This is a genomic window from Micromonospora sp. NPDC000089 (assembly GCF_042899365.1).
Classification (GTDB): Bacteria; Actinomycetota; Actinomycetes; order Mycobacteriales; family Micromonosporaceae; genus Micromonospora.
Map to the genome: position 1 here is coordinate 148,699 of NZ_JBIAZT010000011.1, position 25,489 is coordinate 174,187.

24 protein-coding genes, 1 tRNA gene and 1 pseudogene are annotated in these 25,489 nt (G+C 74.7%); 16 read left to right on the forward strand and 10 right to left on the reverse strand.

Annotated features, from left to right (window positions below):
• Window positions 1–84 precede the first annotated feature (84 nt).
• The 3 genes from ACFY3U_RS20920 to ACFY3U_RS20930 all read right to left on the reverse strand — a co-directional run bounded on the left by ACFY3U_RS20920 (window position 85) and on the right by ACFY3U_RS20930 (window position 2,621).
• Window positions 85–882 carry a class I SAM-dependent methyltransferase gene (locus tag ACFY3U_RS20920; RefSeq protein WP_387204046.1) on the reverse strand — a complete coding sequence of 266 codons (798 nt, stop codon included), beginning with the start codon at window positions 880–882 and terminating at the stop codon, window positions 85–87.
• Window positions 883–1,220: 338 nt separating this feature from the next.
• Window positions 1,221–2,057 carry an alpha/beta fold hydrolase gene (locus ACFY3U_RS20925; RefSeq protein WP_387204049.1) on the reverse strand — a complete coding sequence of 279 codons (837 nt, stop codon included), beginning with the start codon at window positions 2,055–2,057 and terminating at the stop codon, window positions 1,221–1,223.
• Between the two features lie 9 nt (window positions 2,058–2,066).
• Window positions 2,067–2,621: a DUF4240 domain-containing protein gene (locus ACFY3U_RS20930; RefSeq protein ID WP_387204052.1), complete on the reverse strand. Its 555-nt coding sequence runs from the start codon at window positions 2,619–2,621 to the stop codon at window positions 2,067–2,069.
• 165 nt (window positions 2,622–2,786) lie between these two features.
• Here ACFY3U_RS20930 and ACFY3U_RS20935 point away from each other — a divergent pair, with 165 nt between their 5' ends.
• From ACFY3U_RS20935 to ACFY3U_RS20945, 3 genes are all read left to right on the forward strand, one after another.
• Window positions 2,787–3,401: a phosphotransferase gene (locus ACFY3U_RS20935; protein ID WP_387204055.1), complete on the forward strand. Its 615-nt coding sequence runs from the start codon at window positions 2,787–2,789 to the stop codon at window positions 3,399–3,401.
• Window positions 3,402–3,468: 67 nt separating this feature from the next.
• Entirely contained in the window at window positions 3,469–3,828 is a 360-nt protein-coding gene (locus ACFY3U_RS20940) for a hypothetical protein (RefSeq protein ID WP_387204058.1), read from the forward strand.
• A gap of 322 nt (window positions 3,829–4,150) precedes the next feature.
• A complete protein-coding gene (locus ACFY3U_RS20945) occupies window positions 4,151–4,780 on the forward strand; it encodes a hypothetical protein (protein WP_387204061.1) in 630 nt (209 codons plus the stop codon).
• Window positions 4,781–4,812: 32 nt separating this feature from the next.
• Here the strand turns inward: ACFY3U_RS20945 and ACFY3U_RS20950 are convergent, their stop codons facing one another.
• Window positions 4,813–6,003, reverse strand: a complete 1,191-nt coding sequence (locus ACFY3U_RS20950) for a serine hydrolase domain-containing protein (RefSeq protein WP_387204064.1) — start codon at window positions 6,001–6,003, stop codon at window positions 4,813–4,815.
• Window positions 6,004–6,254: 251 nt separating this feature from the next.
• Here ACFY3U_RS20950 and ACFY3U_RS20955 point away from each other — a divergent pair, with 251 nt between their 5' ends.
• Together ACFY3U_RS20955 and ACFY3U_RS20960 are read left to right on the forward strand one after the other, a co-directional pair.
• Window positions 6,255–6,611, forward strand: coding sequence for a VOC family protein (locus ACFY3U_RS20955; RefSeq protein WP_387204067.1), 357 nt, complete (start codon window positions 6,255–6,257; stop codon window positions 6,609–6,611).
• A 131-nt stretch (window positions 6,612–6,742) separates the two neighbouring features.
• On the forward strand, window positions 6,743–7,288 hold the full coding sequence (locus tag ACFY3U_RS20960; RefSeq protein WP_387204070.1) for a GNAT family N-acetyltransferase: 546 nt from the start codon (window positions 6,743–6,745) through the stop codon (window positions 7,286–7,288).
• 228 nt (window positions 7,289–7,516) lie between these two features.
• On the opposite strand, the gene ACFY3U_RS20965 is transcribed toward ACFY3U_RS20960, so the two are convergent.
• A tRNA-Arg gene (locus tag ACFY3U_RS20965) sits at window positions 7,517–7,589 on the reverse strand.
• Window positions 7,590–7,711: 122 nt separating this feature from the next.
• Here ACFY3U_RS20965 and ACFY3U_RS20970 point away from each other — a divergent pair.
• A complete protein-coding gene (locus tag ACFY3U_RS20970) occupies window positions 7,712–8,377 on the forward strand; it encodes a hypothetical protein (RefSeq protein WP_387204073.1) in 666 nt (221 codons plus the stop codon).
• Window positions 8,378–8,401: 24 nt separating this feature from the next.
• Here the strand turns inward: ACFY3U_RS20970 and ACFY3U_RS20975 are convergent, their stop codons facing one another.
• Window positions 8,402–9,445, reverse strand: coding sequence for an alpha/beta hydrolase (locus ACFY3U_RS20975; RefSeq protein ID WP_387204076.1), 1,044 nt, complete (start codon window positions 9,443–9,445; stop codon window positions 8,402–8,404).
• A gap of 95 nt (window positions 9,446–9,540) precedes the next feature.
• On the reverse strand, window positions 9,541–9,963 hold the full coding sequence (locus ACFY3U_RS20980; RefSeq protein WP_387204079.1) for an HPF/RaiA family ribosome-associated protein: 423 nt from the start codon (window positions 9,961–9,963) through the stop codon (window positions 9,541–9,543).
• Window positions 9,964–10,315: 352 nt separating this feature from the next.
• On the opposite strand from ACFY3U_RS20980, the gene ssb reads away from it, so the two are divergent.
• The 3 genes from ssb to ACFY3U_RS20995 all read left to right on the forward strand — a co-directional run bounded on the left by ssb (window position 10,316) and on the right by ACFY3U_RS20995 (window position 13,753).
• On the forward strand, window positions 10,316–11,035 hold the full coding sequence (ssb, locus tag ACFY3U_RS20985) for a single-stranded DNA-binding protein (RefSeq protein ID WP_387204082.1): 720 nt from the start codon (window positions 10,316–10,318) through the stop codon (window positions 11,033–11,035).
• Between the two features lie 115 nt (window positions 11,036–11,150).
• Window positions 11,151–12,212, forward strand: a complete 1,062-nt coding sequence (locus ACFY3U_RS20990; protein WP_387204085.1) for a cobalamin biosynthesis protein — start codon at window positions 11,151–11,153, stop codon at window positions 12,210–12,212.
• A complete protein-coding gene (locus tag ACFY3U_RS20995; protein WP_387204088.1) occupies window positions 12,209–13,753 on the forward strand; it encodes a cobyric acid synthase in 1,545 nt (514 codons plus the stop codon). The genes ACFY3U_RS20990 and ACFY3U_RS20995 overlap by 4 nt, the downstream gene beginning before the upstream one ends.
• 10 nt (window positions 13,754–13,763) lie before the next feature.
• Here ACFY3U_RS20995 and ACFY3U_RS21000 read toward each other — a convergent pair whose 3' ends face one another.
• Window positions 13,764–14,165, reverse strand: a complete 402-nt coding sequence (locus tag ACFY3U_RS21000; protein WP_387204256.1) for a rhodanese-like domain-containing protein — start codon at window positions 14,163–14,165, stop codon at window positions 13,764–13,766.
• Between ACFY3U_RS21000 and ACFY3U_RS21005 the strand changes: the two are divergent.
• The 4 genes and pseudogenes from ACFY3U_RS21005 to ACFY3U_RS21020 all read left to right on the forward strand — a co-directional run.
• Window positions 14,100–15,055 (forward strand): annotated as a pseudogene (locus ACFY3U_RS21005) (uridine kinase); the annotation flags it as partial. The gene ACFY3U_RS21000 and the pseudogene ACFY3U_RS21005 overlap by 66 nt on opposite strands.
• Window positions 15,048–16,400: a dipeptidase gene (locus tag ACFY3U_RS21010; RefSeq protein WP_387204258.1), complete on the forward strand. Its 1,353-nt coding sequence runs from the start codon at window positions 15,048–15,050 to the stop codon at window positions 16,398–16,400. The pseudogene ACFY3U_RS21005 and the gene ACFY3U_RS21010, both read left to right, overlap by 8 nt.
• 77 nt (window positions 16,401–16,477) lie before the next feature.
• Complete coding sequence (locus ACFY3U_RS21015; protein ID WP_387204261.1) at window positions 16,478–16,684, forward strand: hypothetical protein; 207 nt, start codon at window positions 16,478–16,480, stop codon at window positions 16,682–16,684.
• Window positions 16,685–16,751: 67 nt separating this feature from the next.
• Window positions 16,752–18,335: an ATP-dependent DNA ligase gene (locus tag ACFY3U_RS21020; RefSeq protein ID WP_387204091.1), complete on the forward strand. Its 1,584-nt coding sequence runs from the start codon at window positions 16,752–16,754 to the stop codon at window positions 18,333–18,335.
• Window positions 18,336–18,377: 42 nt separating this feature from the next.
• Here ACFY3U_RS21020 and ACFY3U_RS21025 read toward each other — a convergent pair whose 3' ends face one another.
• Window positions 18,378–19,193: an SURF1 family protein gene (locus ACFY3U_RS21025; RefSeq protein ID WP_387204094.1), complete on the reverse strand. Its 816-nt coding sequence runs from the start codon at window positions 19,191–19,193 to the stop codon at window positions 18,378–18,380.
• A 184-nt stretch (window positions 19,194–19,377) separates the two neighbouring features.
• Between ACFY3U_RS21025 and ACFY3U_RS21030 the strand changes: the two genes are divergently transcribed.
• Window positions 19,378–20,811 carry a cobyrinate a,c-diamide synthase gene (locus ACFY3U_RS21030; RefSeq protein WP_387204097.1) on the forward strand — a complete coding sequence of 478 codons (1,434 nt, stop codon included), beginning with the start codon at window positions 19,378–19,380 and terminating at the stop codon, window positions 20,809–20,811.
• Window positions 20,812–20,908: 97 nt separating this feature from the next.
• Here ACFY3U_RS21030 and ACFY3U_RS21035 read toward each other — a convergent pair whose 3' ends face one another.
• On the reverse strand, window positions 20,909–23,041 hold the full coding sequence (locus ACFY3U_RS21035; RefSeq protein ID WP_387204100.1) for a transglycosylase domain-containing protein: 2,133 nt from the start codon (window positions 23,039–23,041) through the stop codon (window positions 20,909–20,911).
• A 133-nt stretch (window positions 23,042–23,174) separates the two neighbouring features.
• On the opposite strand from ACFY3U_RS21035, the gene cobC reads away from it, so the two are divergent.
• Both cobC and ACFY3U_RS21045 read left to right on the forward strand, forming a co-directional pair.
• Window positions 23,175–24,260 carry an Rv2231c family pyridoxal phosphate-dependent protein CobC gene (gene cobC, locus ACFY3U_RS21040; RefSeq protein WP_387204102.1) on the forward strand — a complete coding sequence of 362 codons (1,086 nt, stop codon included), beginning with the start codon at window positions 23,175–23,177 and terminating at the stop codon, window positions 24,258–24,260.
• Window positions 24,260–25,474: a nicotinate-nucleotide--dimethylbenzimidazole phosphoribosyltransferase gene (locus ACFY3U_RS21045; RefSeq protein ID WP_387204264.1), complete on the forward strand. Its 1,215-nt coding sequence runs from the start codon at window positions 24,260–24,262 to the stop codon at window positions 25,472–25,474. Before cobC ends, ACFY3U_RS21045 begins: the two co-directional genes overlap by 1 nt.
• The last annotated feature ends 15 nt before the right edge of the window (window positions 25,475–25,489 follow it).

Sequence of the window (25,489 nt, forward strand, 5' to 3'; positions counted from 1 at the left end):
GGAGAATAGCACGACGGTGGCCGGCCGGTCACCGTCGGTGCGCGGGACGTCGCTGAGCGGTCCGGCGCACCGGATGCCGACCGATCAGGCATACGCCACGGCGAGCAGGTGGGAGCTGGCCCCGAGCACCGCGGGGTCGGTCTCGAAGGCCCGCGCGCAGCCGACGGACTCCCGGAACATCGCGCTCTCCTCATCGACGCCCACCGCGTTCAGCACCGGCCACATCGGCCCCTCGATGCCGTACACCACCGGCTCGGCCAGCCCCGCCGCGGTGAACTCGTCCGCCAGCTCCTCCGGGCGGTGGAAGTAGGCGGTGGTGAAGCCGTTCACCGAGTCGTTCAGCCCGGTGCGCAGGGACGCCATCAGCGCCGGACGGGTCAGGTCGTCCACCCGGCCCTTGCCGATCAGGTCGATCAGCGGGGCGTGCCGGCTGATCGCCGCGGCGAGCACCGGGCCGCCCGGGCGGGTGACCCGCCGCGCCTCGCGCAGCGCGGCGACCCGGTCGGCGCGGGCGGTCAGGTGGTAGAGCGGCCCGAGCAGCACCGCGGCGTCCACGCTGGCGTCGGCGAACGGCAGCCACCGGGCGTCCCCGACGCTCGCGCTGACCACCGGGTGGTCGCGGCGGGCCGCGGCGGCGTGCGCCGGCACCAGATCCACCAGGTGCACCGGATGGCCTGCGTCGGCCAGCCACCCGGCGTACGCGCCGGGGCCACCGCCGAGGTCGAGCACCGAGGCCGGCGGCGGGGGAAGCAGCCGGGACAGCAGTTCCCGGGTACGGATCGCCTCCAGCCGCCCCTGCGGCGACCGCTCCAACCGGCCGGCCTCGTCGTACACCTCGGTGTAGTAGCGCCGGACGTCCGGCTCGGGGCGGGTGCTCGTCATCCGTCGATCATGACGGGACGGGCGTCGTGCGGCCATCGATATCCCGTCTGGCTCCCGCCGTGCTCCGCGGCTGTGGGGGCTGGATGGGCTCCGCGATCGTGTGCTGGATCCGCTCCGCGGATGTGTGGCTGGATCCGCTCCGCGACCGTGTGGGCTGGATCCGCTCCGCAGATGTGACATCCGGGGAGGTGGCGGCGCTGAGGGACACGGAAGACGGGGACCGGTTGCTTCGCTCCTCGACGCCGGGCGGAACCTCCCCCACTCCGGCCCGGTGTCGCACCGGCCGCGTCGCCCGGACGGCCTTCACCCCCGCGGCCGTCCGGGCGGCGCGAGCCACGTCAGCGGGACCGCCGGGACAGCCAGTCGAGCGCGTCCTCGGCGCCGGCCAGCACCGAGATGTGCCCGTCCTCCGGGCTGAGCCGCAGCTGCGCGGTGGGGCAGCGGTCGGCGAGCCAGCGGCTGTGGGTGGCGGGGACCATCCGGTCCCGTCCACCGTGCAGCAGCAGCACCGGGGCGGTCACCCGGGCCGGGTCGAACCCCCACGGCCCGACGTACGCCAGGTCGTCGTCGACGTGACCGCCCGGCCCGCCACGCACCGCGGCGCCCACCACGTCCCCGAACCAGGCCCACGGCCCGGTCAACGCGGCCAGGTCGGCGGGGATGAAACCCGGCTCGCCCTCGGCGCCGGACGCCTCGTACCGCTCCTTGGCCTCGCGGCCGGCGACGGCGGCCCGCAGCGAGGCCTCCGCGGAGGGGGCCATGCCGTCGAACCAGTCCAGCCCGGCCGCACCGTACGGCGCCAGCCCGGCCCCGGCCACCACGGCCGACACCCGGTCGGCCAGCAGCGCGGCGCAGGCCAGGGCGTGCGGCGCGCCCCCGGAGTGACCCATCGTGGCGAAGCGGTCGATGCCCAGCGCGTCGGCGACCCGGGCGGCGTACCCGGCTGCCGAGGCGACGTCGCGACCCGGGCGACGGGTGGAACCGCCGTAACCCGGCCGGTCGTAGGAGAACCAGCGCACGCCGAGCCGGTCCGCGGCCGCGAAGAGCGGGGCCGGCGGGGCTCCGACGTTCGGCGTGCCGTGGTGCCAGAGGACGGGAAGGCGGTCATCGCCGCCGGTGTCGTAGGCGTGCAGCCTGCCACCGTCGGGCAGGTCGAGATCGAGCTCGGTGACCATGGTCCGAGCCTAGGCCGCGTCGGCCGGCGCGGTGGCCCAGCCGGCCTCGTTCCCGCCGGTCTCCCGGCTGATGCCGGAGCCGGTCTCCGGCCACTCGCCGAACGACTCCTCGTGCAGGTGGGCGAAGAGGTAGCACATCTCCTCGCACTCGGCGTCGGGCACCGCCAAAGCCGGGTCGGCCGCCACCGCCTCGTGGTACTCCCGGCCGAGGGCGACGATCCAGCCGCGGGCGTAGAGGAAACCGTCGTCCGAACCGTCGGTGACCTCCTGCACGTCGGCGCGGTCGAGGTCGAACAGCTTGCGCTCCAGCACCCGGTCGAGGTCGGTCAGCTCGCGGGCGGACAGCCCGGCGCAGAGCTCGCGCAGCTCGGCCAGGAACGGATCCAGCCAGGCGTCGACCTCGTACTCCTCGCCGTCGTCCAGCTCCGGGTCGCGGGACCGCAGCGCCCGCCGCAACGCGGTCGCCGCCGGAGGCAGGCGCGCCCAGGCGGCCTCGACCAACTCCCAGAACCGGGCCTCGTCCTCAACCGTCGGCACCCGGGCCGTCCCGCTCGTCGCGCTCATGTCGGCGAAGCTAACCGCCGGGTACGACACGATCGGCCGGTGCGGGTTACCGTCCGGCCGTGACCGAGATCCCGCTGACCGGCGGCCACATCGCCGGCGAGGTCGTCCGGATCGGGGACGCCGTGCACCGCCGCGGCGTCGGAGACCCGGGGTACGTCGCCCGGTGTGCTGTCCTTTCTGGAGGCGGCCGGCTACCCGTACGCGCCGCGTCACCTCGGCGTCGACGAGCGCGGCCGGCAGGTGTTGAGCTACGTGCCCGGGGAGACCACCGACCATCCGAGCCAGCGGGCCGCCGGGGCGTACGCGGCGGGTGGCCGGATGCTGCGCGCCCTGCACGACGCGACCGCGCACTCGGCGCTGGCCGAGGGACGGGAGTGCGTGATCCACGGCGACCCGGGCCCGTTCAACACGATCTTCCGGGACGGCCTGCCGGTCGCGTTCATCGACTGGGACTCGTGCCGGCCGGGGGAGCGGCTCGACGACCTCGGCTACCTGGCCTGGACGTGGTGCGTGCAGGCGGTCGGCCGGGTGCCCGTCCCGCAGCAGGCGTGGCACCTGCGGGAGCTGCGCGACGGGTACGGCGACGTGGACGGCGACACGCTGATCCGGGCGGTGCTGCGCCGGCAGGGCGAGCTGATCCGGACGGAGGAGGCGAACCGGATCGACCCCCGGCAGAACGCCGAGCGGCGGCGACACGCCGAGTGGGCGGTCGCCTGGGCCACGGCGGACCGGGAACTGGTCTTACGACACGAGCGCCTGCTGCTGGCGGCCCTGGAGTGACGCACGCCGGAACGCGGCCACCGGGACGACCGGTGCCGCGGTCCCGCCGGACGCTAGCCTGCGAGACGTGCGGGAAGCGGGTAGTCGGAGGCGGAACCAGCCGGCGCCGCCGGGGATCATCTTTGAGGCGCTCACCGCCCCGCACCGTGACCCGACCCGTCCCTGGCTGCTGCTGCTCGACGACGAGGACCCGCCGCGCATCGTCCGGGCGGAGAAGCCGCACCTCGTGGTCTGGTCGTCGATCTGGCGGAAGCGTCCGGACGCGCTGGTGCGCTTCGATCTCACGCCGGCCGGCCGGGGCGGCACCGATCTGCGCTGGACGCTCCTGGTCGAAGAGCCGCTGCCGAACGCCGCGCTGCTCGGGCACCTTCGCAAGCGCATCAACCAGCTGATCAACGCGAACCTGCGTTACTCGTTCGGCCAGTAGTGGAATGCGGCCGGAGCATCCACTACCGTGCCCGTGCGGATCTGCTGGCGGTCAACACCGCGTTCGAGGGCTGCCCGCTGGAGCTTCTGACGGTCGTGGACGGCCTGGCCGAGTTCTGCGCTGCGCACCTGTCGCGCATGCCGCACCAGTACTGGCAGGACCCGCGCCCGCGGGCTCGCGCTTACCTCAGCCGGTACGCCCCACCATGGACGTAGCGTCCGACGTGGAGGACGAGTCCGCTTCGCCGACGGTGGCAGGCTCGGTGCCGGTAGACCCTCAAACCCGGTCGCCTCCAAGCCGCGTCGACCGACACACTGGGTCGGTGCTGCTGACAGTCGCCGGGTCCAGCTGCTCCGGCAAGACGACCGCCGCCGCGGCCTGTCGGGACGTGGAGCGGCTGGTCGTGCACGATTTCGATGAGATCGGCGTGCCCAGTGACGCGAACCCGGCCTGGCGGCAGCGGGCCATGCAGCGGTGGCTGGAGCGCGCGCTCGAGTTGCAGGACCAGGGTGTGGACCTGCTCCTCGTGGGACAGTCGCCGCTGGGGGAGGTGTTGGCGGCCCCGTCGGCGGTACACCTCGACGGCATCGCGGCCTGCCTGCTCGACGTCGCCGACCACGAGCGGCTGCGTCGGCTCGCACATCGTGACCCCGGCAGGTGGTCACCGGACGCGGCGCAGGCCTTCGTCGGGTGGGCCCACTGGCACCGCCGGCACGCCGTTGACCCCGCTCACCGTCACGAGGTCATCACCTCCGCCGGTTGGCCCGAGATGGTGTGGCGGCGGTGGCTCCACTGGACGAGTGGTGACCCTCGCTGGCGCGTACGCGTCATCGACACCACCGGCAGACCGACCAGCGAGACGGGAGCCACGCTGCGGCAGTGGGTCACCGACTCCCGGAACGAACAGACCCTCGGTCGGCCGCCGCTACGCTCGGGTTGGAGCGATCGGTAGGACCGGGGCTCCCGTACTGTCCGGCCCCGGGATCAGTCGTCGATCGCCTGGTAGACGGCGGTCCAGAAGTCGTGCCACATCGGCAGCGTCTGGTCGCCCGCGTGCGCCCGCTGCAGGAGGCAGATCGCCGTGAGGTCCTCGGCGGGATCGTTGTACCAGGCCGTGCCGTAGAAGCCGGACCATCCGTAGCTGCCGACCGAGGGGCCGAGGTGGGTGCGGCGGGTACGCACCGACATCCCGAAGCCCCAGCCCATGGCGTCGAAGTACCCGGGCCAGAACCCGGAGACCGCCTTCTGCGCCGGGGTGAGGTGGTCGCTGGTCATCAGCGTCACCGATGGTCGGGAGAGCACCCGCTCGCCCCGGTGGGCGCCGCCCGCGAGCAGGGCCGAGGCGAAGGTCAGGTAGTCGTCGGCGGTCGAGACGAGCCCGCCGCCACCCGACTCGAAGACCCGCGGCCGGCTGAACCGCCCGTCCGGGGCGTCCTCCACCACCGGCTCGCCGGTGGCGGCGTCGTCCCGCTCGTACGCCGTGGCAAGCCGGTCGAGGCTGTCGGCGCCGACGCTGAAGGCGGTGTTCTTCATGCCGAGCGGATCGCAGATCCGCTCGCGCACGGCGTCCCCGAACGACATGCCGGTGGCCCGGGCGATGAGCACGCCGGTCACGTTGGCCCCGGTGTCGTACATCCAGCGCGCACCGGGCTGGTGGACGAGCGGCAACGCGCCGAGCCGGCGGATCCACTCGTCCGGCGGCTGCGGGCCGAGGGCGTCCAGCGCGTCGGCGATCGGGATCGTGCCGGGCTCGGCCGGGACCATGCCGGTGCCGAGGGTGTTGGCCAGCAGATCCCGCAGCGTGATCGGGCGGTCCGCCGGCACGGTGTCGTCCAGCGGCCCGGCGGGGTCGGCGAGCACGGTCAGGTCCGCCAGCTCGGGGAGCAGGTCGTCTACCGGGTCGTCGAGGCGCAGGGTCAGATCCTCGACGAGCGTCATCGCGCAGGCGGCGACGATCGGCTTGGTCATCGAGCCCAGCCGGCAGATGGTGTCGCTCGCCATCGGGGTGGTCGACCCCGCGCCCTCGAACGCGAGCCGGCCCGTGGCCTCGACGTGCACCTCCCCGTGCCGCGCGAGGACGGCCACCGCACCGGGGACGAAGCCGGAGTCGACCTGGTGATCGAGCCACGCCCGCACCCGAGCCAGCCGTTTCGCCGAGAAGCCCCCAGTGGTCACCTGTCTCCTCCTCACCCCGTTGGTTCGGAAGTTACCCGTCGGGCGACGAGCCCGCGGCCCGCGAGTGGTGCTACACCCCCCCGGCCTCGAGCCGGTGTCCTCGCGCCGTCGGTTTTGGAAGAGCGTGCTCAGCCGACCGTCATGCCCGAAACGCCTGCAGTTGGTGGCCGTTGCCGCCGCTCGTGCCCCTGTGCGTCGCCGCTACTGCCCCACGGATTGCCCGCATCGCGCATTCGGGGTAGAAGAAGATCATGGGAATACGTCTCGGCAGTGTCGTGATCAATTGTTCCGATCTTGAGGTCATGACGAAGTTCTGGGCCGCTGCGCTTGATCTCACTCCTGGCCCTCGCGTCGATGACGGCCGCTTCCGGGTACTGCGTGGGTCTCGACTCAACGTCTCGTTGCAGGTCGCGGCCAGTCCGGTCAGTGCCCGCGATCAGATGCACCTCGACCTCTACAGCGACGACCAGGAGGGTGAGGTGCAACGCCTCGTCGGACTCGGTGCCAGTTACGTACGGCGCGACGACGATCCGAGGGACCCCTACGTCGTGCTTACCGACCCCGAAGGCAACGAATTCTGCGTGTGCGCCGTACCGACGATCGATTGAGTGGCCCGTCGTGGGCGCTCGGTGGCCGAGCCGCGGCCGATCTCCGAGGGATCAAGACCGGGAAGCCGCTGAGCTGCGGTGGGGAGAGTTATTCGTTTGTCGCCTAGGGTGGCACACCCTACGGTCCGACCATGTTTCTTCGGGAAGAACAGATCCGCGACCGTGAACTGATCGGCTCCATCCACCGGCGTGCCTTCGGCGGCGAACACGGCGAGGTCGTGGCGGAACTGGTGAAGGCCCTGCGGCGCGACGATCCCACCGCACTGTCCTTCGTGTCCGAGGAGGCGGACGAGGTCGTGGGGCACGTGATGTTCAGCCGGTGTCTGCTGGACGCCGCGCGGCGAACCGTTGCCGTCGCGTCACTGAGCCCGCTCGCCGTCGCCCCGGAGTGGCAGCGCCGCGGCATCGGCTCCGCGCTCATCCACCGTGGTCTCCAGGAGCTTGATGAACGTGGGGTGCCGCTGGTGTTCCTGGAGGGTGACCCACGGTACTACTCCCGTGTCGGCTTCGGCCCTGCGGTGGAACAGGGCTTCCGTAAGCCGTCCTTGCGTATTCCCGACTGGGCCTTCCAGGTGATCAAGCTGTCGGCATACGAGCCCTGGATGACCGGCACGTTCGTCTATTCGGAGACGTTCTGGCGGCACGACTGCGTCGGTGGGCGTGACGAGAACGCCTGAGCGATTCGCGAGTCGAGCGGCGCACGGCAACCACGAGCCGCAGGCTTGGGCTGTCACGTTGAGCGTGGAGATCACCGGCGCCCACGTCCTGCCGGAGATCGAACGGGCCGCCGTGGACGAGGCCGCGGAGCACCTCTTCGGCTCACGCGGCTGTACGAATGGCCGTACGGGAGTCGTGGTGATCGTCCCGACCGGCACCGACAAGCGGCTGACCTGCGGTGGGAGAGGTGCGCCCGGCAGGATTCGAACCTGCGGCCTTGGGATTAGAAGTCCCCTGCTCTATCCGCTGAGCTACGGGCGCGCGGCGTACGTCGTCGCGCCAAGAGGGTACCGCCGACCCCGCCCGGCGCGGGGGAACGGGTCGCCGTCCGATGATCGAACACTGCCGGCGGATCGCCGGGCGCGGGACGTACCCTCGGGTTCGTGTTGCTGGAACCGGACGTCGAGAACGAGGTCGCCTTCGAGCTGTGCCAGCTCCTGGGCCGGTCGATCGTGCCGGTCGGCGCGGCCGGCACGGCGTTCTTCCTGCGGCACCAGGCGGGCGAGTACCTGGTCACCGCCGGCGGCGTCGCCCGTGCCGAAGCCGGCGAGCTGGGGTTGCGGCCGAGCCTGACCGAGCCGGCGGGGGTGGCCCCGCAGGTCGTACCCCTGCCGCGGGAGTGGGCCCACCCGCGCGGGACCGGCGCGGCGATCATGACGACGGACAGCCTGCACGCGTACGCGGCGCAGCGGGGTTGGTCGTGGCGCGTCCAGCCGGTGCCGGACGCGGTCGCCCTCCGGATGGACGAGGTCGACGCGCTCGGTGACGGGCCGATGTCGGCGATCGTGCTGGCGCTCGGCGTCCGCCCGGACGGCGAGCGGCCGCTGGAGGTCGCCGTCGAGCGCGCGGTCCGCGCCGACGCCGGCCTGCGCGTCACCGCCGATCTTCCCGCCGGGTACGTCGGGGCTCCGGTCTTCGGGGTACGCCCCGACGCCGCCGGCGAGGTCGGCCTGCGCTGCCTCGGCCTGCTGCTCCCGCCCGACGACCAGGGTGGTCACCCGCTGGCCACCCTCGACCGGATCCTGGCGGACCTTCCCAAGGTCGACTGACGGCTCGGGCCGGCCGACGGGCTGTCAGGCGCCCTGCGGCGCCGGCTCGTCGGCGTCGGCCGGGGTGCGCTGCTCGGGCAGCTGCGCGTCGTCCGGGGGCAGGTCGGCGGGGGCGGTGGGCCCGGCGCCGAGGAAAGCGTCCGCCCACCGGCCGGTCTCGTCCAGCACCTTCTCGCGTACGGCGGGGCCGGAGAGCACCAGGTCGTGCATGCCGCCGTCGAACCGGGCCACGGTGACGTGCCGGCCGAGCCGGGGCGCCCAGCGGACGATGTGCTCCACGTCCAGCACCGCGTCGGCCGTGGTCGCCGAGTCGTGCCACTTCGCGCCCCGGAAGTTCCGGGTCGAGCAGGCGACCAGCACCGGCACCGGGATGTCCAGGCCGGCGCGCAGCTGCCGCTGCCCGTCGCGGATGGCGGCCAGCCAGCCGGCCCGGACGGGGAACCCGGCGAGCGGCTTCCAGGCCAGGTCGTACGTCCACTCGCCGCGATGGTCGGCGTGCAGGCTCTCGCCGTACACGGTGCCCAGGCCGAACGGGATGATCCGGTGCGGCGTCCGGCGGCCCAGCCGGGAGACGGCGGCCGCGAGGGGTCGACGGACCGGCCAGGGAGCGTTGATGTCGAAGAAGGGGCTGTTCAGCACGAGCCCGTCGACCGCTCCGGCGTCGCGGCGGGCGTGCGCCCAGAGCGAGATGATCAGGCCGCCGGTGGAGTGGCCCATGCCGAGCACGGTGTCGTGCCCGTCGTCGGAGCGGATGATCTTCGCGGCGGCGTCCAGCTCGGGGAAGTAGTCGCTCAGGTCGCGGCAGAAGTTCGGGGTCTGGTGCGGCAGAAGGCTGCGACCGTACTTGCGCAGGTCGAGCGCGTAGAAGTCCCAGCCCCGCTCGGCGAAGTGGTCGGCCAGGTGGGTCTGGAAGAAGTAGTCGACGAAGCCGTGCACGTAGAGCACGGCCCGGCCGGTGGGCCGCTCGGCACGCCGCCGGACCAGGGTGGCGACCACCGGTCCCTCGTCGTCGGTGCCCAGGTCGATCGTCTGCCGCTCGTACGGCGGCCCCAGCACGTCGGAGTCCACGACCGCGACGGTACGCCCGGACGCCTACCCGGCGGTAGCCCCCGGCCCGTCCCCGTCCGGCCGCTCGGGTCGGACGGGGACGAACCGGACGTGCGTCAGGCGGTCTCGGCGTCCGCCCGGTCGAGGGTCAGGTCGGCGTCGGCCACCTGGTCGGGGGTGGGCTGGCCCATCTCCCGGACGTGCTTGTTGTGCCGGGGCTCCTGCTTGGTCTTCGCGTCGTTGAGCTTGCGCCGCAGGTCGTCGCGGCAGTCGTTGAGCGCGGCCCGCAGATCCTCCTCGGTCGACGTGGTGACGATCTTCTGGCGGCCGGCGATCCAGCACTCCAGGGTCACCTTCTGCCCGCGCGCCTCGCGGTCCTTGACCGACACCTCCAGCTCGGTGGCGTCGGCGTGGAACGCGGCCAGCCGCGCGTCCAGCGTCGCGTACTGCTCGACGATCCAGTTCCGGTCGCCCTGGGAGAAGCCGGCGCCGACGCGCAGGCACTCGGCCACCGTCGCCGGGTTGGTCACCGCGCTCATCGCCGCACCTCCCGCTCGGTGCGGGCGGAGCCGGTCGTACGGAGCGAGCTGAGAGTCATCAGCGCTGACCTTTCTCGTCGGACGTTGGTGCCGTGGTGGTTGATCAAGTCCATACCCAGCCGGGGTCGTGCTCACTCCCGGTGACCCCGGCCTCCCGATCCTGCGGGTGCTCGCGCTCGGTCGCCCAGGGCCGGCCGGCCTAGCACACCGGGACCTTGATCAGGCGGTTGTCCACAGCCGGCCCGGTCGTCCACAGGCCGGCGTCCGGTGGTCGCGGGGCCTGGTCGTCCGCGACCAGTCTCGGGTTCGAGCCGGCTCGCCACGGCCGGCCCTGGACCCCTGGGAGGGGACGATGTTCGACACGTACGTCACGATCGTGGGCAACGTGCTGACCGCGCCGGAATGGCGGCGCACCACGTCCAGCGGCACCCTGGTCGCCAACTTCAAGGTCGCCTCGACCGCACGCCGGCTCGACCGGGACAGCGGCCGCTGGGTGGACGGCAACAGCCTGCGGGTGCGGGTGAACTGCTGGCGGAAGCTGGCCGAGGGGGTGGCCTCCTCGGTGATGGTCGGCGACCCGGTGGTCGTCGCCGGCCGGCTCTACACCCGCGACTGGACGGATGACGCCGGCAACCACCGCACCCTCTACGAGCTGGAGGCGGTCGCGGTCGGGCACGACCTGTCCCGGGGGCGGGCCCGGTTCCTGCGCAACAAGCCGAGCGCCCCCACCAGCGTGGTCGAGGACGCCGAGGCGGCCGCCCGGGTGCACGGCGAGCCGACCGAGCCGGTGCCGGACGAGCAGGCCCCGGCCACCGCCGACGACCGGCCCTTCGACGAGGACTTCGAGTTCGCCGGCTTCACCGACCCGCGGGCGGGCCACGGCCTGCCCGGCGCGGACGAGCCGGCGACCGACCCGTTCGACGAGGAGACCGACGACGACGAGCTCTCCCCGCTGCCCGGCGACGACATCGGGTCGGAGCAGACCGATGAGTTGAGCCCGGCAACGGAGTCGACCGTACCGACGCCGGGGAAGGGGCGTCGCGGCCGCGGTCGGGTGCCCGTGCCGGCCTGACCCGGGCCGGTCCGCGGGCCGGCCCGTCAGCGGTGCGAACGGGGGGCGGGGTGGCCACGGCACGCGGTGGCCACCCCGCCGTACGGCTAGGCTGGCCGGCCGGAGGTGGTGAGCGGTGCGGCACTCGACCGCCGTGGCGGACGCGACCGGTCTGGTGGCGGGTTACGCCCTGGACGCCCTGTTCGGCGACCCGGCCCGCTGGCACCCGGTGGCCGGGTTCGGCCGGGCGGCCGGCGCTCTGGAACGCCGGGTCCACCGGCCCGACCGGCGGGCCGGCGCGCTCTTCGCCACGATCGCGGTCGGCGCGCCCGTGCTGCTCGGCGCGGCGGCCGGCGCCGCCACCCGCCGGAACCCGGTGGCCCGCGCCGCGCTGGTCGCCGCCGGCACCTGGACGGTGCTCGGCGGGCGCACCCTGCGGCACGAGGCCGCGGTGATGGGCAAGGCGTTGCGGCGCGGCGACCTGCCCGCCGCGCGCGCCCGGCTCGGTCACCTCTGCGGGCGGGACCCGTCCGCGCTGGACGAGCCGGAGCTGGCCCGGGCGACCGTGGAGTCGGTCGCCGAGAACACCTCCGACGCCGTGGTGGCGCCGCTGGTCTGGGGCGCGCTGGCCGGGCTACCCGGCCTGCTCGGCTACCGGGCGGCGAACACGCTGGACGCGATGGTCGGCCACCGCTCGCCCCGTTACGCCCGCTTCGGCACCCCGGCCGCCCGCCTCGACGACCTGCTCAACCTGGCGCCCGCGCGGCTGACCGGGCTGCTCACCATCGCCGTCGCCCCGGTCGCCCATGGTGACCGGGCGCGCGCCTGGCGGGTGTGGCGGCGGGACCGCAACGACCATCCCAGCCCCAACGCGGGGCAGTGCGAGGCGGCGATGGCCGGTGTGCTGGGCGTGCGGCTCGGCGGTCGGAACGTCTACTTCGGACGCTCCGAGGTGCGCCCGCTCCTCGGTGACGGCCCTCGGCCGGAGGCCCGCCACCTCAAGCGGGCCGCCCGGGTCTCCGGCGCGGTCGGCGTGGCCGCCCTCGGGCTGGCCGCGGCGTGGCCGCTGACCGGCCGGCCGCTGCTCGCCGCCACCGGCCGCCACGGGTACGCCGTAGGCCGCCACGGATACGCCGCCGTGGCCCGGGCCGCCGCCCGGATCGGTGCGGCGCGCCGGAGCGGTGCGGCGCGCCGGTGAGCGGCGGGCTGCTGGTCGCCGGCACCACCTCCGACGCCGGCAAGAGCGTGCTCACCGCCGGCATCTGCCGGTGGCTGCACCGGCGCGGGGTCAAGGTCGCCCCGTTCAAGGCGCAGAACATGTCCAACAACTCGGCCGTGGTGGTCGGCCCGGACGGGCGCGGCGGCGAGATCGGTCGCGCCCAGGCGATGCAGGCCGCCGCCTGCGGCGTCGCCCCGGACCTGCGCTTCAACCCGGTGCTGCTCAAGCCCGGCAGTGACCTGGACAGCCAGGTGGTGCTGCTCGGCCAGGCGGTCGACACGGTCACCGCCGGCAACTACCGCACGCTGCGGCCCCGGCTCGCGGAGACCGCCTTCGCCGCGCTGGCCGAGCTGCGCGCGGCGTACGACGTGGTGATCTGCGAGGGTGCCGGCAGCCCCGCCGAGATCAACCTGCGGGCCGGCGACTACGTCAACATGGGGCTGGCCCGGCACGCCGGCCTGCCCACCATCGTGGTCGGTGACATCGACCGGGGCGGCGTGTTCGCCTCGATGTTCGGCACGCTCGCCCTGCTCGACCCGGCCGACCAGGCGCTGCTGGCCGGCTTCGTGATCAACAAGTTCCGCGGCGACCTCGGGCTGCTCCGGCCGGGGCTGGACATGCTGCACCGGGTCACCGGCCGGCCCACCTACGGCGTGCTGCCCTGGCACCTCGACCTCTGGCTGGACGCCGAGGACTCGCTGGCGTACGGCCGGGTGCTGGGTCGGCCCGCCGGGCCGCACGGCACCGACTGGCTCGACGTCGCGGTCGTCCGGCTGCCCCGGATCAGCAACGCCACCGACGCCGAGGCCCTGGCCACCGAGCCGGGCGTGCGGGTGCGGCTCACCGTCGAGCCGGCCGAGGTGGCCGCCGCCGACCTGGTGGTGCTGCCCGGCTCCAAGTCCACCGTCGCCGACCTCGCCTGGCTGCGGGAGACCGGCCTGGCCGAGGTGGTGACCGCGCACGCCGCCGCCGGCCGGCCGCTGCTGGGCATCTGCGGTGGCTTCCAGATGCTGGGCCGGGCGATCCACGACCCGGTGGAGAGCCGCCGGGGCAGCGTGCCCGGGCTCGACCTGCTACCCGTCGAGATCACCTTCGCGCCGGGCAAGACCGTCCGGCCGGCGGCGGGCACGGCCTACGGCGGGGTGCCGGTGCGCGGGTACGAGATCCACCACGGGTACGTCTCGACCACCGACCCGGCCCTGCCACCGATGTTCACCCGGGCCGACGGCGGTGGCGAGGGCGCCCGGCTCGGCGCGGTGCACGGCACCCACTGGCACGGCGCGTTCGAGTCCGACGGGTTCCGCCGCCGGTTCCTCACCGAGGTGGCCCGGTCGGCCGGCCGGCACGGCTTCACGGTCGCCCCGGACACCGTCTTCGCGGCCGCCCGCGAGCGCTCCCTCGATCTGCTCGGCGACCTGGTCGAGGAGCACCTGGACACCGACGCGCTGTGGCGGCTGATCGAGCGTGGGGTGGCTGCCGACCTGCCGTTCGTCCCACCCGGCGCGCCGGCCGCGGGCTGACCGGAGCGGTTCAGGGGCGGACGTCGGCGGGCTCCTCGGAGAGCGGCAGCCCGGCGGCGATCCAGCCCTCCACCCCGTCGACCAGGTCGGTGGCGTTGCGCAGCCCCAGCGCCTGCAGGCTGGCCGCCGCGAGGCTGGAGCTGTAGCCGTGCCGGCACACCACCACGATCTCCCGGTCGTACCCGGTGGCCTCGGGGATCCGCCATTCGCTGGCCGGATCGAGCCGCCACTCGAGCACCGTCCGGTCGATGACGATCGCGCCGGGCAGCTCGCCCTGCTCCCGGCGCTGCGCCTCGGTACGGGTGTCGACCAGCAGCGCACCGGCCCGTACCGCCTCCACCGTCGCCTGTGCGCTCAACCGGCGCAAACCGGCCCGCGCCTGTTCCAGCAGGGCGTCCACACCCGGACTCATCACGTCATTGAGCACGTCCAGATCATGCCGGGCGGGGCGACCGGTCGCGCACCGAACGCCTGCTCCCGCACCGGAACCAGGCTGACGGGGGACACCCGATAGCGTCGCTGCCGTGGCGGTGGCGGTGGCGGTGGTCGAGGCGTACCCGGCGCTGGCCCGGCGGGTGCTGGCCGGGCCGGCGCGGTTGGGGCGTACCCGACTGGTGGCGGTGGACGGGCCGAGCGGCGCGGGCAAGAGCGTGTTCGCCGCGCGCCTCGCGGACGCGCTGGCCGGCCTGCCGGGCGGCGCGCGACCGCCGCTGGTGCACACCGATGACCTGCTCGACGGCTGGGCGGACCAGCTCACCTTCTGGGACCGGCTCCAGGAGTGCGTGCTCGCCCCGGCGCGGGCCGGCCGGCCGGGGGCGTACCGCCGCTACAGCTGGGTCCGGCGGGCCTTCCTGCCCCGCGCGGTGCCGGTGCCGGTGGCGCCGGTGCTGCTGGTCGAGGGGGTGAGCGCGGCGCGCGCGGCGATCCGGCCCGAGCTGACCCTGGCCGTCTACGTCGACGCGCCGGCGGACCTGCGACTGCGCCGGGCGGTCCGGCGGGACGGCCCGGCGATCCTGCCGGAGCTGCGCCGCTGGCACGCGGGGGAGGCGGCGCACTTCGCCGCGGACCGCACCGAGGCGCACGCCGACCTGGTGGTCGACGGCGCGCCGACGCTGCCGCACGACGCGGGCCGGTACTTCGTCCGGCACGGCCGAGCGGAACGCCGACCGGCCTGACCCGGCCACCGGCCGGGCGGTGCCGCCGGCGCGGGCGGTGGCCGAACCCGCACCCCCGGCCTCGGCGGGTACGCCCGGGGTAAGGCCGGCATACGATGCCGGTCATGACCTCACCGATCATGTCCGAGTCCGAGGTACGGGCCGCCGTCGAGCGGGAACTGCCCGGCGTCCGTGCCGACCTGGAAGCCCTCGTCCGGATCCCCGGCATCGCCTTCGAGGGCTTCGACCACTCGCACGTGGAGCGCTCCGCCGAGGCGGTCGCCGAGCTGCTGCGCGGCTGCGGCCTGGACACCCGGATCGTGCGCTCCGGCGGCCAGCCCGCGGTGATCGGGACCAGGCCCGCCCCGCCCGGCGCCCCGACCGTGCTGCTCTACGCCCACCACGACGTGCAGCCGATCGGCGACCGGGCGCTGTGGGAGTCCGACCCGTTCGAGCCGGTCGAGCGGGACGGCCGCCTCTACGGCCGGGGCGCCGCGGACGACAAGGCCGGCATCATGGCGCACGTCGCCGCGCTGCGCGCCTTCGGCGACCGGCTACCGGTGGGCGTGGTGCTCTTCATCGAGGGCGAGGAGGAGTACGGCTCCGACTCGCTGGAGCGGCTGCTCGCCGAGCACCGCGACGAGATCGCCTCGGACGTGATCGTGATCGCCGACTCGGCCAACTGGGACGTCGGCGTGCCGGCGCTGACCACCTCGCTGCGCGGCATCGTGAACTGCTTCGTCGAGGTGCGCACCCTGGACCACGCGGTGCACAGCGGGATGTTCGGCGGCGCCGTCCCGGACGCGCTGACCACGCTGGTCCGGCTGCTCGCCACGCTGCACGACGACGCCGGCGACGTGGCCGTCGAGGGCCTGGTCGGCCGGGCGGACGCCACCGTCGACTACCCGGAGGACCGGTTCCGCGCCGAGGCCGGCCTGGTCGACGGGGTCACCCTGATCGGCAGCGGGCGGATCACCGACCGGCTCTGGACCAAGCCCGCGCTGGCGGTGCTCGGCGTGGACGCGCCGGCCACCGGCGAGGCGCCGAACGCGCTGGTCCCGGCGGCCAAGGCCAAGCTCAGCGTACGGCTGGCGCCGGGCGACGACCCGAAGCGGGCGTACGAGGCGCTGCGCACCCACCTGGAGAAGCACGCGCCGTGGGGCGCCCGGGTGACGGTCACCTTCGAGCACGACGGGAACCCGTGCGTGATCGACGCGACCGGGCCGATGTTCGACGCCGCCCGGGCCGCCTTCCGGGGGGCCTGGGACGGCACCGACCCGGTGGACATCGGTGTCGGTGGCTCGATCCCGTTCATCGCCACCTTCCAGGAGATGTTCCCGGCCGCGGCGATCCTGGTGACCGGCGTGGAGGACCCGCACGCCCGGGCGCACGGCCCGAACGAGAGCCTGCACCTGGCGGAGTTCGCCCGGGTCTGCCTGGCCGAGGCGTTGCTGCTGGCCAACGTCGCCGAGGCTGGTCGCCGGGCCGGTTAGGTGTCGGAACCGTAACTTCGGGGCGGATGTCGGAGTTTGCGGTGTGTCGGGCGGCGGGGTGTTATAGCCTTTCGAACATGCGTACCAATGACGTGGTGTCGCGGCTCGAGGCCGCCGTCAGTGCTCTGGGGGACGTCGACGTCTCCGCGTGGCCCGAGGACACGCTCAAGAACCAGCTCGGCGAGCTGTCGGCGGCGCTGGTCGCCCTCGACGGCGTGCTCTCCCGGGTCGCCGACGGGGTGCGCGCCCGCGGCCTGCGCATCGAGGAGCCGGTCTCGGCCTGACCCGGCGCGCTCACCGGCCGGCGGCAATGCTCCGGCGCTGTCGGTGGTGGCTGGCAGGATGAGGCCCGTGCGGTTCCTCGACCTGGCAGCCACCTCCGCGGCGGTCGGCGCCACCAGCGGCCGGCGGGCCAAGGTGGAGCTGCTCGCCGCCGCCCTGCGCTCGCTCGACCCGGCCGAGGTGCCGGCCGGCTCCGGCTACCTCGCCGGTGAGCTGCGCCAGCGACAGACCGGCGTGGGCTGGGCCGGCCTGCGTGACCTGCCCGCCCCGGCCGCCGAGCCGACGCTGACCGTGGCCGCCGTCGACGCGGCGGTCGACGCGATCGCCGCCGTGCACGGCCCGGGGTCGCAGGCCCGCCGCCGGGAGCTGGTGGGCGCGCTCTTCGCCGCGGCCACCACCGACGAGCAGCGGCTGCTGGTCGGGCTGTTCAGCGGCGAGCTGCGCCAGGGCGCTCAGGCCGGGCTGCTCGCCGACGCGATCGCCCGGGCGGCCGAGGTGCCGGTCCCGGCCGTCCGCCGGGCGCTGCTGCTCGCCGGCGACCTGCGGGCGGTGGCGGTGGCCGCGCTCTCCGGCGGCGCCGCCGCGCTGGCCGGCTTCGGCCTCCAGGTCGGGCGGCCGCTCGCGCCGATGCTGGCGCAGAGCGCGCCCACGGTCGACGCCGCGCTCGAAGCCACCGGCGCGCCCGCGGTGGTCGACGTCAAGCTCGACGGCATCCGCATCCAGGTGCACCGCTCCGGTGCCGACATCGCCGTGTTCACCCGCAGCCTCGACGAGATCACCGGCCGGCTGCCCGAGGTGGTCGCCGCGGTGCGCGCGCTGCCGGCCCGGGAGCTGGTGCTCGACGGCGAGGCGATCGGGCTGGACGCCACCGGCCGGCCGCTGCCGTTCCAGCAGACCTCCAGCCGGGCCGCCCGGCGCACCACGCCCAGCAGTGCCGGGCGCTCACCGGTGGCCCCGGCGGTGCTCGCCGCGGCGGAGACCACCGGCACCTCGGTGCTCACGCCGTACTTCTTCGACCTGCTGCACCTGGACGGCGACGACCTGATCGACCGGCCCGGCCGCGAGCGGTGGGCCGCCCTGGCCGGTGCGGTCGACGAGTCGCTGCTGGTCGGCCGGGTGGAGGTCGACGACGCCGAGGCGGCGGGCGCCGCCTTCGCCGCCGCGGTCGACGCCGGCCAGGAGGGCGTCGTGGTCAAGGCGCCGGACGCGCCGTACGACGCGGGCCGGCGCGGCGCCGCCTGGGTCAAGGTCAAGCCCCGGCACACCCTCGACCTGGTGGTGCTCGCCGTCGAGTGGGGCAGCGGCCGGCGCAAGGGGTGGCTGTCCAACCTGCATCTCGGCGCGCGCGACCCGGGCACCGGCGGGTTCGTGATGCTCGGCAAGACGTTCAAGGGGCTCACCGACGAGCTGCTGCGCTGGCAGACCGAGCGCTTCCTCGGCCTCGCCGTCGAGCGCGGCGACTGGGTGGTCCGGGTCCGGCCCGAGCAGGTGGTCGAGATCGCGTTCGACGGGGTGCAGACCAGCTCGCGCTACCCGGGCGGGATGGCGCTGCGGTTCGCCCGGGTGATCCGCTACCGCGACGACAAGAGCGCGGCCGAGGCGGACACCATCGAGATGGTCCGGGCGATCCACGCCGGCCGGGTCACCGGCTGAACCACCACGACGCGGGCCGCTACGGCGGCGGGGCGGGGTCGGTCAGCTCGGAGTCACCGGCTCGGCGGCCCGGTCGGTCGACGGCTTCGGCCCATCCAGGCCGGCGGCGCGGCGGGCCTCCTTCCGGGCCACCCAGCCGTACCCGAACAGCGACATGGCGGCGAACAGCCACCACTGCACCACGTAGCCGAAGTTCTGCCAGTTGTTGGTGTGACCGATCGGGATGGCCTGGAAGGCCGGATCGTTGGCCGGGGTCTGCTCGTTCAGCAGCAGGTAGCCGTTGTGCACCGGGTAGGGCAGCTCACGGGCCAGCTTGGCCACCGTGATCCGGCGGGACTCCAGCCGGCCGGCCCGCCGGTCCACCGCACCGCCGCCGGTCTCGGTGGCGTGCACCCGGCCCACCACGGTCACCGGACCGCCCGGGATGGCCGGCACCTCGGGCTGCGCCGTCGCCCCGCCCGCCGCCGCCGGGATCCAGCCCCGGTCGACCAGGACGGCCGAGCCGTCGGTCAGCACCAACGGGACGAGCACCTCGAAACCCACCTGGCTGTCGACCGTCCGGCCGCGGACCAGCACCACGTTCGCCGGGTCGTACCGGCCGGTGGCGGTGACCCGGCTCCACTCGGCCTGCTTGGCGGGGGCCGGCCCGACCGAGCCGGCGCCGCCGGTGGGCGCCGGCAGCCGGTCGCGCAGCGGCGCGGGGGTGCCCTGGCCGCCGGCGTCGATGCGCTCGTTGACCGCCGTGCGTTCGTGGTAGCGGGCCAGCTGCCAGTTGCCGAGCAGCACCATCACCGCGGCGGCCACCAGGGTCAGCGCGAGATAGCCCAGCCAGCGGGGAGTCAGCAGGAACCGGTACACGGCAACGAGGCTACCCGTATGACCGGGGCCACCGACCCCGGGCGGCCGCGCGGCGACCGTACGGCGTCCGTCCGGTGGCCGCCGGGCGTCGGCGCGGGCGGGTATGGTCACGCGAGCGGATCACCGTCCGGTTCGCCGCCGGCGGCCGGTCCGCCCCCGACAGCCGCCCCGCGAGGAGTCGATGATGACCGCCGTGCCGCGTCTCGTGCTCAGCGCACCCTCGTCCGGCCAGGGCACGAACGCGCTGGCCATCGGCCTGCTCGCCGCGCTGGCCGAGCGTGGACTGGAGGTCGCCGGCTTCAAGATCGGCCCTGATCGGGCGGACGCCGCGTACCTCGGCCTGGCCGCCGGCCGGCCCGGTCGCAACCTGGACCCGCGACTGGTCGGCCCGCAACGGCTCGGGCCGCTGTTCCGGCACGGGGCGGACGGCGCCGGGCTCGCCGTGGTCCAGGGCACCATGGGCCTGTACGACTCGGTCGGCGGCCGGCCCGAGGCGGAGTCCACCGCCGCCGTGGCGACCGCGCTGCGCAGCCCGGTCGTGCTGGTGGTCGACGTGGCGGCGATGGGGCAGTCGGTCGCCGCCCTGGTGCACGGCTTCCGCTCGTACGACGAGCAGCTCTGGCTCGGCGGCGTGATCCTCACCCAGGTCGCCTCGCAGCGGCACGAGGAGACGCTGCGGGAGGCGCTCGACGACATCGCCGTCCCGGTCTACGGCGCGCTGCGCCGGCACGAGCTGCCCGCGGTGCTGCCCGCCCGCCGGCACGGGGCGGTGCCGGCGCTGCACGGCGACCCCGAGGCGATCCGGGCGGTGCGCCGGCTGGGCGAGGCGGTCGCCGGCACCGTCGACGTGGACCGGCTGCTCGGCCTGGCCCGCTCCGCGCCGGAGCTGACGGTCGAGCCGTGGTCCCCGTCGGCCGGGCTCGAGCCGGCGGCCGGGGAAGCCCTGCCGGCCGGGGGCGGGGCGCCGGGTGGGGGAGCGCCGGGTGGCCCGGCGCCGCTGGTGGCGGTCGCGGGCGGCCCGGGCGGCGGGTACGGCTACCCGGAGACCGCGGAGCTGCTGCGGGCGGCCGGCGCCGAGCTGGTCACCGTCGACCCGCTGCGCGACGAGGCGCTGCCGGCCGGCACCCGCGCGCTGGTCGTCGGCGCCGGCCTGACCGAGTCGTACGCCCGGGAGCTGTCCGCCAACCGCCGGCTCTGCATCGCGGTGGCCGAGCTGGCCCGCACCGGCCGGCCGGTGGTCGCCGAGGGCACCGGCCTGCTCTGGCTGGCCCGTGAGCTGGACGGCCTGCCGATGTGCGGGGTGCTGGACGTCATCGGAGCCAGCCGGGACGGCGTGGTGGTCGGCTACCGGGAGGCCACCGCGCTCAGCGACAGCGTGGTCGCCACCACCGGCGAGGTGGCGGTGGGCTACAAGCAGCACGGCGCGGTGCTGACCCCGCGGGCCGGGCAGCGGGCGGCGTGGAGCTGGGACGGCGGCCTGCCCGAGGGTTTCGTCTGGCGCGGCGTGCACGCCTCCCAGCTGGGCCTGCACTGGGCCGGTCATCCGCGGCTCGCGCCCCGGCTGGTGGCCGCGGCCGCGGCGACCGTCGGCGCCGAGGGCGTGAGCACCCTCGCCTGAGCGGGCGAGCCGGACGAGGCCCCGGGTGGGAGACCGCACCGCCCCCCACCCGGAGCCTCGTGATCCGCCGGTGGCCACCGGCCACCGCCTGGGCGGCTCACCCCACGATCTGGTCCGAGGGCGGGGTGAACTGGCGGGGTGGGGTGCCCTTCAGGCCGTCGCGCAGCGTCTGGGCCACCGCGTTGACCGGCACCTGGGACTGCCCGTCACCCACCGCGTTGAACGGGTTGTCCGGGTCGGCGATGAAGCTGGCCGCGGCCAGTTCCGGGGTGTAGCCGACGAACCAGGCCGACCGGGTGCTGTCGGTGGTACCGGTCTTGCCGGCCACCGGGCGGCCCACCGTGCCGCGGACGCTGTCCGCCGTCGACCAGCCGCCGCAGCTGCCCTTGGCCGGGGTGTCACCGGTCGGGCAGCGCGCCGCGTCGGTGGCCGCCCGGGCGGCGTCCTCGCTGACCACCTGCCGGCAGCGCGGCTTGGCCACCTCCCGTTCGATCCCGGACGCGGTCTTGTAGGTGGCCGGGGTGCCGTCCCGGTTGGTGATCGACATGACCGGCATCGCCTCGCAGTAGCGGCCGTCGGCGGCGACCGCGGCGTACGCGTTGGCCATCTCCAGCGGGGTGGCGTCGGAGACGCCCAGGGTGAACGCACCCCACTTCTTCGCGTCCGTGGGTGACGCCTGCCTGCGGTCCACGTCGGTGCGCCAGCGCAGCCCGAGCTGCTCGGCCAGCCGGACCGCCCGGTCCGCCCCGACCTTCTCCTCCAGCTGCACGAAGTACGTGTTGACCGACTTGCCGAAGCCGGACCACATGGTCTGCCGGCCGGTCATCGCCGCGCTGGCGTTGGACGGCGCCCACCCGTCGTAGACGGCCGACTGGTAGCGGTACGGCGAGTCGTACGCGGTGGACAACGGCATCCCGGAGTCCAGCGCGGCGAGCATGGGGAACATCTTGAACGTCGATCCGGCCTGGTAGCCGGGCAGGCTGCCGCCGCCGAGCAGGGGCGCCACCGTGTTCGGATAGTTGGCCTTGATGGTCGGTCCGGCCTCCGGGTTGGAGCTCTGCGGGTTCTCGCTGAGGTCCAGCGAGTACGTCCGGTTCACCGCCATCGCCTTGATCCGTCCGGTGCCCGGCTCGGCGACGACGATGCCGTTGGCGAACGGGCTGCCCACCGCGTCCTTGGCCCCGACGTTGTTCTCGGCCGCGCCCTGGATCTTCGGGTCCAGGGCGAGCACGATCCGGTAGCCGCCCCGGCGCAGCTTGTCCATCCGCTCGGCCGGGTTGTCGCCGAACGCGGGTTGCGCGCTCCACCAGTTCTTCACATAGTCGCAGTAGAAGCCCCAGGTGGTGTACTTGTCGGGGATCGACGCGCAGTCGTTGGCCGGGGTGGTCACCCGGGTGCGGATGGGTTCGGTCTTGGCCACCGCCACCGCGTCCGGGGACATGTAGCCGAGCAGGGCCATCTTGTCCAACACATAGTTGCGCCGACCGGTGGCGTCCTTCTGGTCGGAGCTGATCGGGTCGTACTCGGACGGGGACTTGACCAGCCCGGCCAGGGTGGCCGCCTCGACCGGGGTGAGGGTGGCCGGGGTCTTGGAGAAGAAGATCTGCGAGGCGGCGTAGATGCCGTACGCCCGGTGGCCGAAGTACGCGGAGTTGAGGTAGCGCTCGAGGATCTCGTCCTTGCTGAGCGTCTTCTCCACGTCCAGCGCCATCCGCATCTCCTTGAGCTTGCGCAGGCTGGTCTGCTGGGTGGCCTCCTGCACCTCCTTGGGCGTCTTCGCGCTGTCCCGCAGGGCCATCCGGACGTACTGCATGGTCAGCGTGGAGGCGCCCTGGGAGACGCCGCTGGAGCGGGCGTTGGCCACGAAGGCCCGGGCCACGCCCTTCGGGTCGACGCCGTGGTGCTGGTAGAAGCGGTTGTCCTCGGCGGCGACGATCGCCTGCTGGATGTTCGGCGACATGTCCGACAGCTTGGTGTACTGCCGGTACTCCTCGTAGAACATGGTCAGCACGGTCCTGCCGTCCGGCGCGTAGAGGTAGGACGTCTCGGCCGGCATCGCGCCCTTCAGGATGTCCGTCTTCTGCTCGACGGCGTGCGCGGTGGCCTTGGCGCCGATGCCGGTGATGGCGGCCGTCGGATAGGCCGCGGCGGCGACCACGAGGCCGGCGATCAGACCGATGCGCAGGAGAGGAACGGAACGACCAGCGGAGGCAAGGGGTCGGTTGCTCACCAGGTCAAGTTATGACATTTCCGATTCGGAAATGAGAAGAATTCATAAACGGGCGGAGAGGTTGCCGGGCGGTGACGCGCCCCACGTCGGGATCCGCTGTCCCGCACGCCGGCTTCCCGGCAGGATCACGGACATGCGTGGTCAGCTGATCGAGGTGCCGCCGGGCGCCGGGGACGAGCCCGATCTCGGGCACCACGGGGACGCCGAGGCCACTCCGGGCCTGGTCGACCTGGCCGTCAACGTCCGCCGCGACCCGATGCCGGAGTGGCTGGCCGACCCGCTCACCGCCTCGCTGGCCGAGCTGGCCGGGTATCCCGACCCCGGTCCGGCCCGGGCCGCGGTGGCCGCCCGGCACGGTCGCCCGCCGGAGGAGGTGCTGCTCACCGCCGGCGCCGCCGAGGGCTTCGTGCTGCTCGCCCGGGCGCTGGGCGGGGCGCGCCACCCGGTGGTGGTGCACCCGCAGTTCACCGAGCCGGAGGCGGCCCTGCGGGCGGCCGGGCACCGGGTGGATCGGGTGCTGCTGGAGCCGGCGGACGGCTTCCGGCTGGATCCGGCCCGGGTGCCGGCCGACGCCGACCTGGTGATGGTCGGTAACCCCACCAACCCCACCTCGGTGCTGCACCCCGCCGCCGACCTGGCCGCGCTGGCCCGGCCGGGCCGGGTGCTGGTGGTCGACGAGGCGTTCGCCGACACCACGATCACCCCCGGTGTGACCGGCGAGCCGGAGTCGCTGGCCGCCCGGCGGGACCTGCCCGGTCTGGTGGTGGTGCGCAGCCTCACCAAGACCTGGGGGCTGGCCGGCCTGCGGATCGGCTACCTGCTCGGCGAGCCCGCGCTGCTGGAGCGGCTGGCCGCCGTCCAGCCGCTCTGGGCGGTCTCCACCCCGGCGCTGGCCGCCGCCACCGCCATCGCCACGCCGACCGCCGTCGCGGCCGAGCGCGCGATCGCCGCGCGGCTCACCGCCGACCGCGACCACCTGGTCGCCGCCCTGTCCGCCCTGCCCGGGGTACGCGTCGCGGGCCGCCCGGCCAGTGCGTTCGTCCTGGTCCACCTGGCCGGCGCCGACCGGGTACGGATGCTGCTGCGCGAGCGCGGCTGGGCCGTCCGCCGCGGCGACACCTTCCCCGGCCTCGGCGCGGACTGGCTGCGGATCGCGGTCCGCGAACCGGCCACCACCGACGCGTTCGTGCGCGTGCTGGCAGAGATTCTGGAGGCATGATGCTGGAGACCACCCTCGCCGCGATCCGGCCGCTCGACGAGCCGGCGATGGCCGCCGCCCGCGACCTGCAGACCCGGCTGACCAAGCCGGCCGGCTCGCTGGGCGCCCTGGAGGACCTTTCGGTACGCCTCGCCGGCCTGGCCGGGGCCTGCCCGCCGCCGCTGCCCGAGCCAGCCGCGGTAGCGATCTTCGCGGGCGACCACGGCGTGCACGCCCAGCGCGTCACCCCGTGGCCGCAGGAGGTCACCGCGCAGATGATCGGCAACTTCCTGGCCGGCGGCGCGGTGGTCAACGCGTTCGCCCGGCAGGCCGGCGCCTCGGTCACCGTGGTCGACGTCGGCGTGGCCACCCCGCTGCCCGTCGACCCGTCCGCCGACGGGCTCGGCTCCGGCGGCGACAGGCTCGGCTCGGCCGCCGCGTCCGGCGACGGGCTCGGCTCCGGCGGCGCGTCCGCCGGCCCGCTCGGCTCGGCCGGCGACCGGCTCGGAGCGGGTGCGGCCGTGGCCGGCGGGGCCGCTCTGGCCGCCCGGCCCCGCCTGGTCGACGCGAACGTCCGGCACGGCACCCGGGACATGACGGTGACCGGGGCGCTCACCCGGGACGAGGCCCGGGCGGCGGTGGAGACCGGCATCCGGATCGCCGGCGAGCTGATCGACGCCGGGGCGGGCATCCTGCTCACCGGCGACATGGGCATCGGCAACACCACTCCGGCGGCGGCCCTGATCGCCGCCCTCACCGGCGCCGACGCCGACGAGGTGACCGGGCGGGGCACCGGCGTCGACGACGAGACGTACCGGCGGAAGGTCGGCGTGGTGCGGGCGGCGCTCGACCGGCACCGGCCCGACCCGGCCGACCCGCTGGGCGTGCTGGCCGCGGTCGGCGGCCTGGAGCACGCGGCGCTGGCCGGGCTGATCCTCGGCGCCGCGGCGCGTCGGACCCCGGTGCTGCTGGACGGGGTGATCGCGGCGAGCGCCGCGCTCGTCGCGGCGGCGTTCGCGCCGGACGCGGTCGGCGCGATGGTCGCCGGCCACCGCTCGGCCGAGCCGGGCGCCACCGTGGCGCTGCGCCGGCTCGGCCTGTACCCGCTGATCGACCTGGGACTGCGCCTCGGCGAGGGCACCGGCGCGCTGCTGGCGCTGCCGGTGGTCACCGGCGCGGTGCGGGTGCTGCACGAGGTCGCCACCTTCGACTCGGCCGGGGTCAGCGAGAAGTGAGCACCGCCAACCCGT

Excerpts from the sequence above, each read along its gene's own strand:
- ACFY3U_RS20955 (WP_387204067.1), top strand. The coding sequence starts at position 6,255 with ATGGGAATACGTCTCGGCAGTGTCGTGATCAATTGTTCCGATCTTGAG.
- cobC (WP_387204102.1), top strand. The coding sequence starts at position 23,175 with ATGCGTGGTCAGCTGATCGAGGTGCCGCCGGGCGCCGGGGACGAGCCC.
- ACFY3U_RS21030 (WP_387204097.1), top strand. The coding sequence starts at position 19,378 with ATGACCGCCGTGCCGCGTCTCGTGCTCAGCGCACCCTCGTCCGGCCAG.
- ssb (WP_387204082.1), top strand. The coding sequence starts at position 10,316 with ATGTTCGACACGTACGTCACGATCGTGGGCAACGTGCTGACCGCGCCG.
- ACFY3U_RS20980 (WP_387204079.1), bottom strand. The coding sequence starts at position 9,963 with ATGAGCGCGGTGACCAACCCGGCGACGGTGGCCGAGTGCCTGCGCGTC.
- ACFY3U_RS20960 (WP_387204070.1), top strand. The coding sequence starts at position 6,743 with ATGTTTCTTCGGGAAGAACAGATCCGCGACCGTGAACTGATCGGCTCC.
- ACFY3U_RS21000 (WP_387204256.1), bottom strand. The coding sequence starts at position 14,165 with ATGAGTCCGGGTGTGGACGCCCTGCTGGAACAGGCGCGGGCCGGTTTG.
- ACFY3U_RS21010 (WP_387204258.1), top strand. The coding sequence starts at position 15,048 with ATGTCCGAGTCCGAGGTACGGGCCGCCGTCGAGCGGGAACTGCCCGGC.
- ACFY3U_RS20930 (WP_387204052.1), bottom strand. The coding sequence starts at position 2,621 with ATGAGCGCGACGAGCGGGACGGCCCGGGTGCCGACGGTTGAGGACGAG.
- ACFY3U_RS20920 (WP_387204046.1), bottom strand. The coding sequence starts at position 882 with ATGACGAGCACCCGCCCCGAGCCGGACGTCCGGCGCTACTACACCGAG.
- ACFY3U_RS21045 (WP_387204264.1), top strand. The coding sequence starts at position 24,260 with ATGCTGGAGACCACCCTCGCCGCGATCCGGCCGCTCGACGAGCCGGCG.
- ACFY3U_RS20925 (WP_387204049.1), bottom strand. The coding sequence starts at position 2,057 with ATGGTCACCGAGCTCGATCTCGACCTGCCCGACGGTGGCAGGCTGCAC.
- ACFY3U_RS21015 (WP_387204261.1), top strand. The coding sequence starts at position 16,478 with ATGCGTACCAATGACGTGGTGTCGCGGCTCGAGGCCGCCGTCAGTGCT.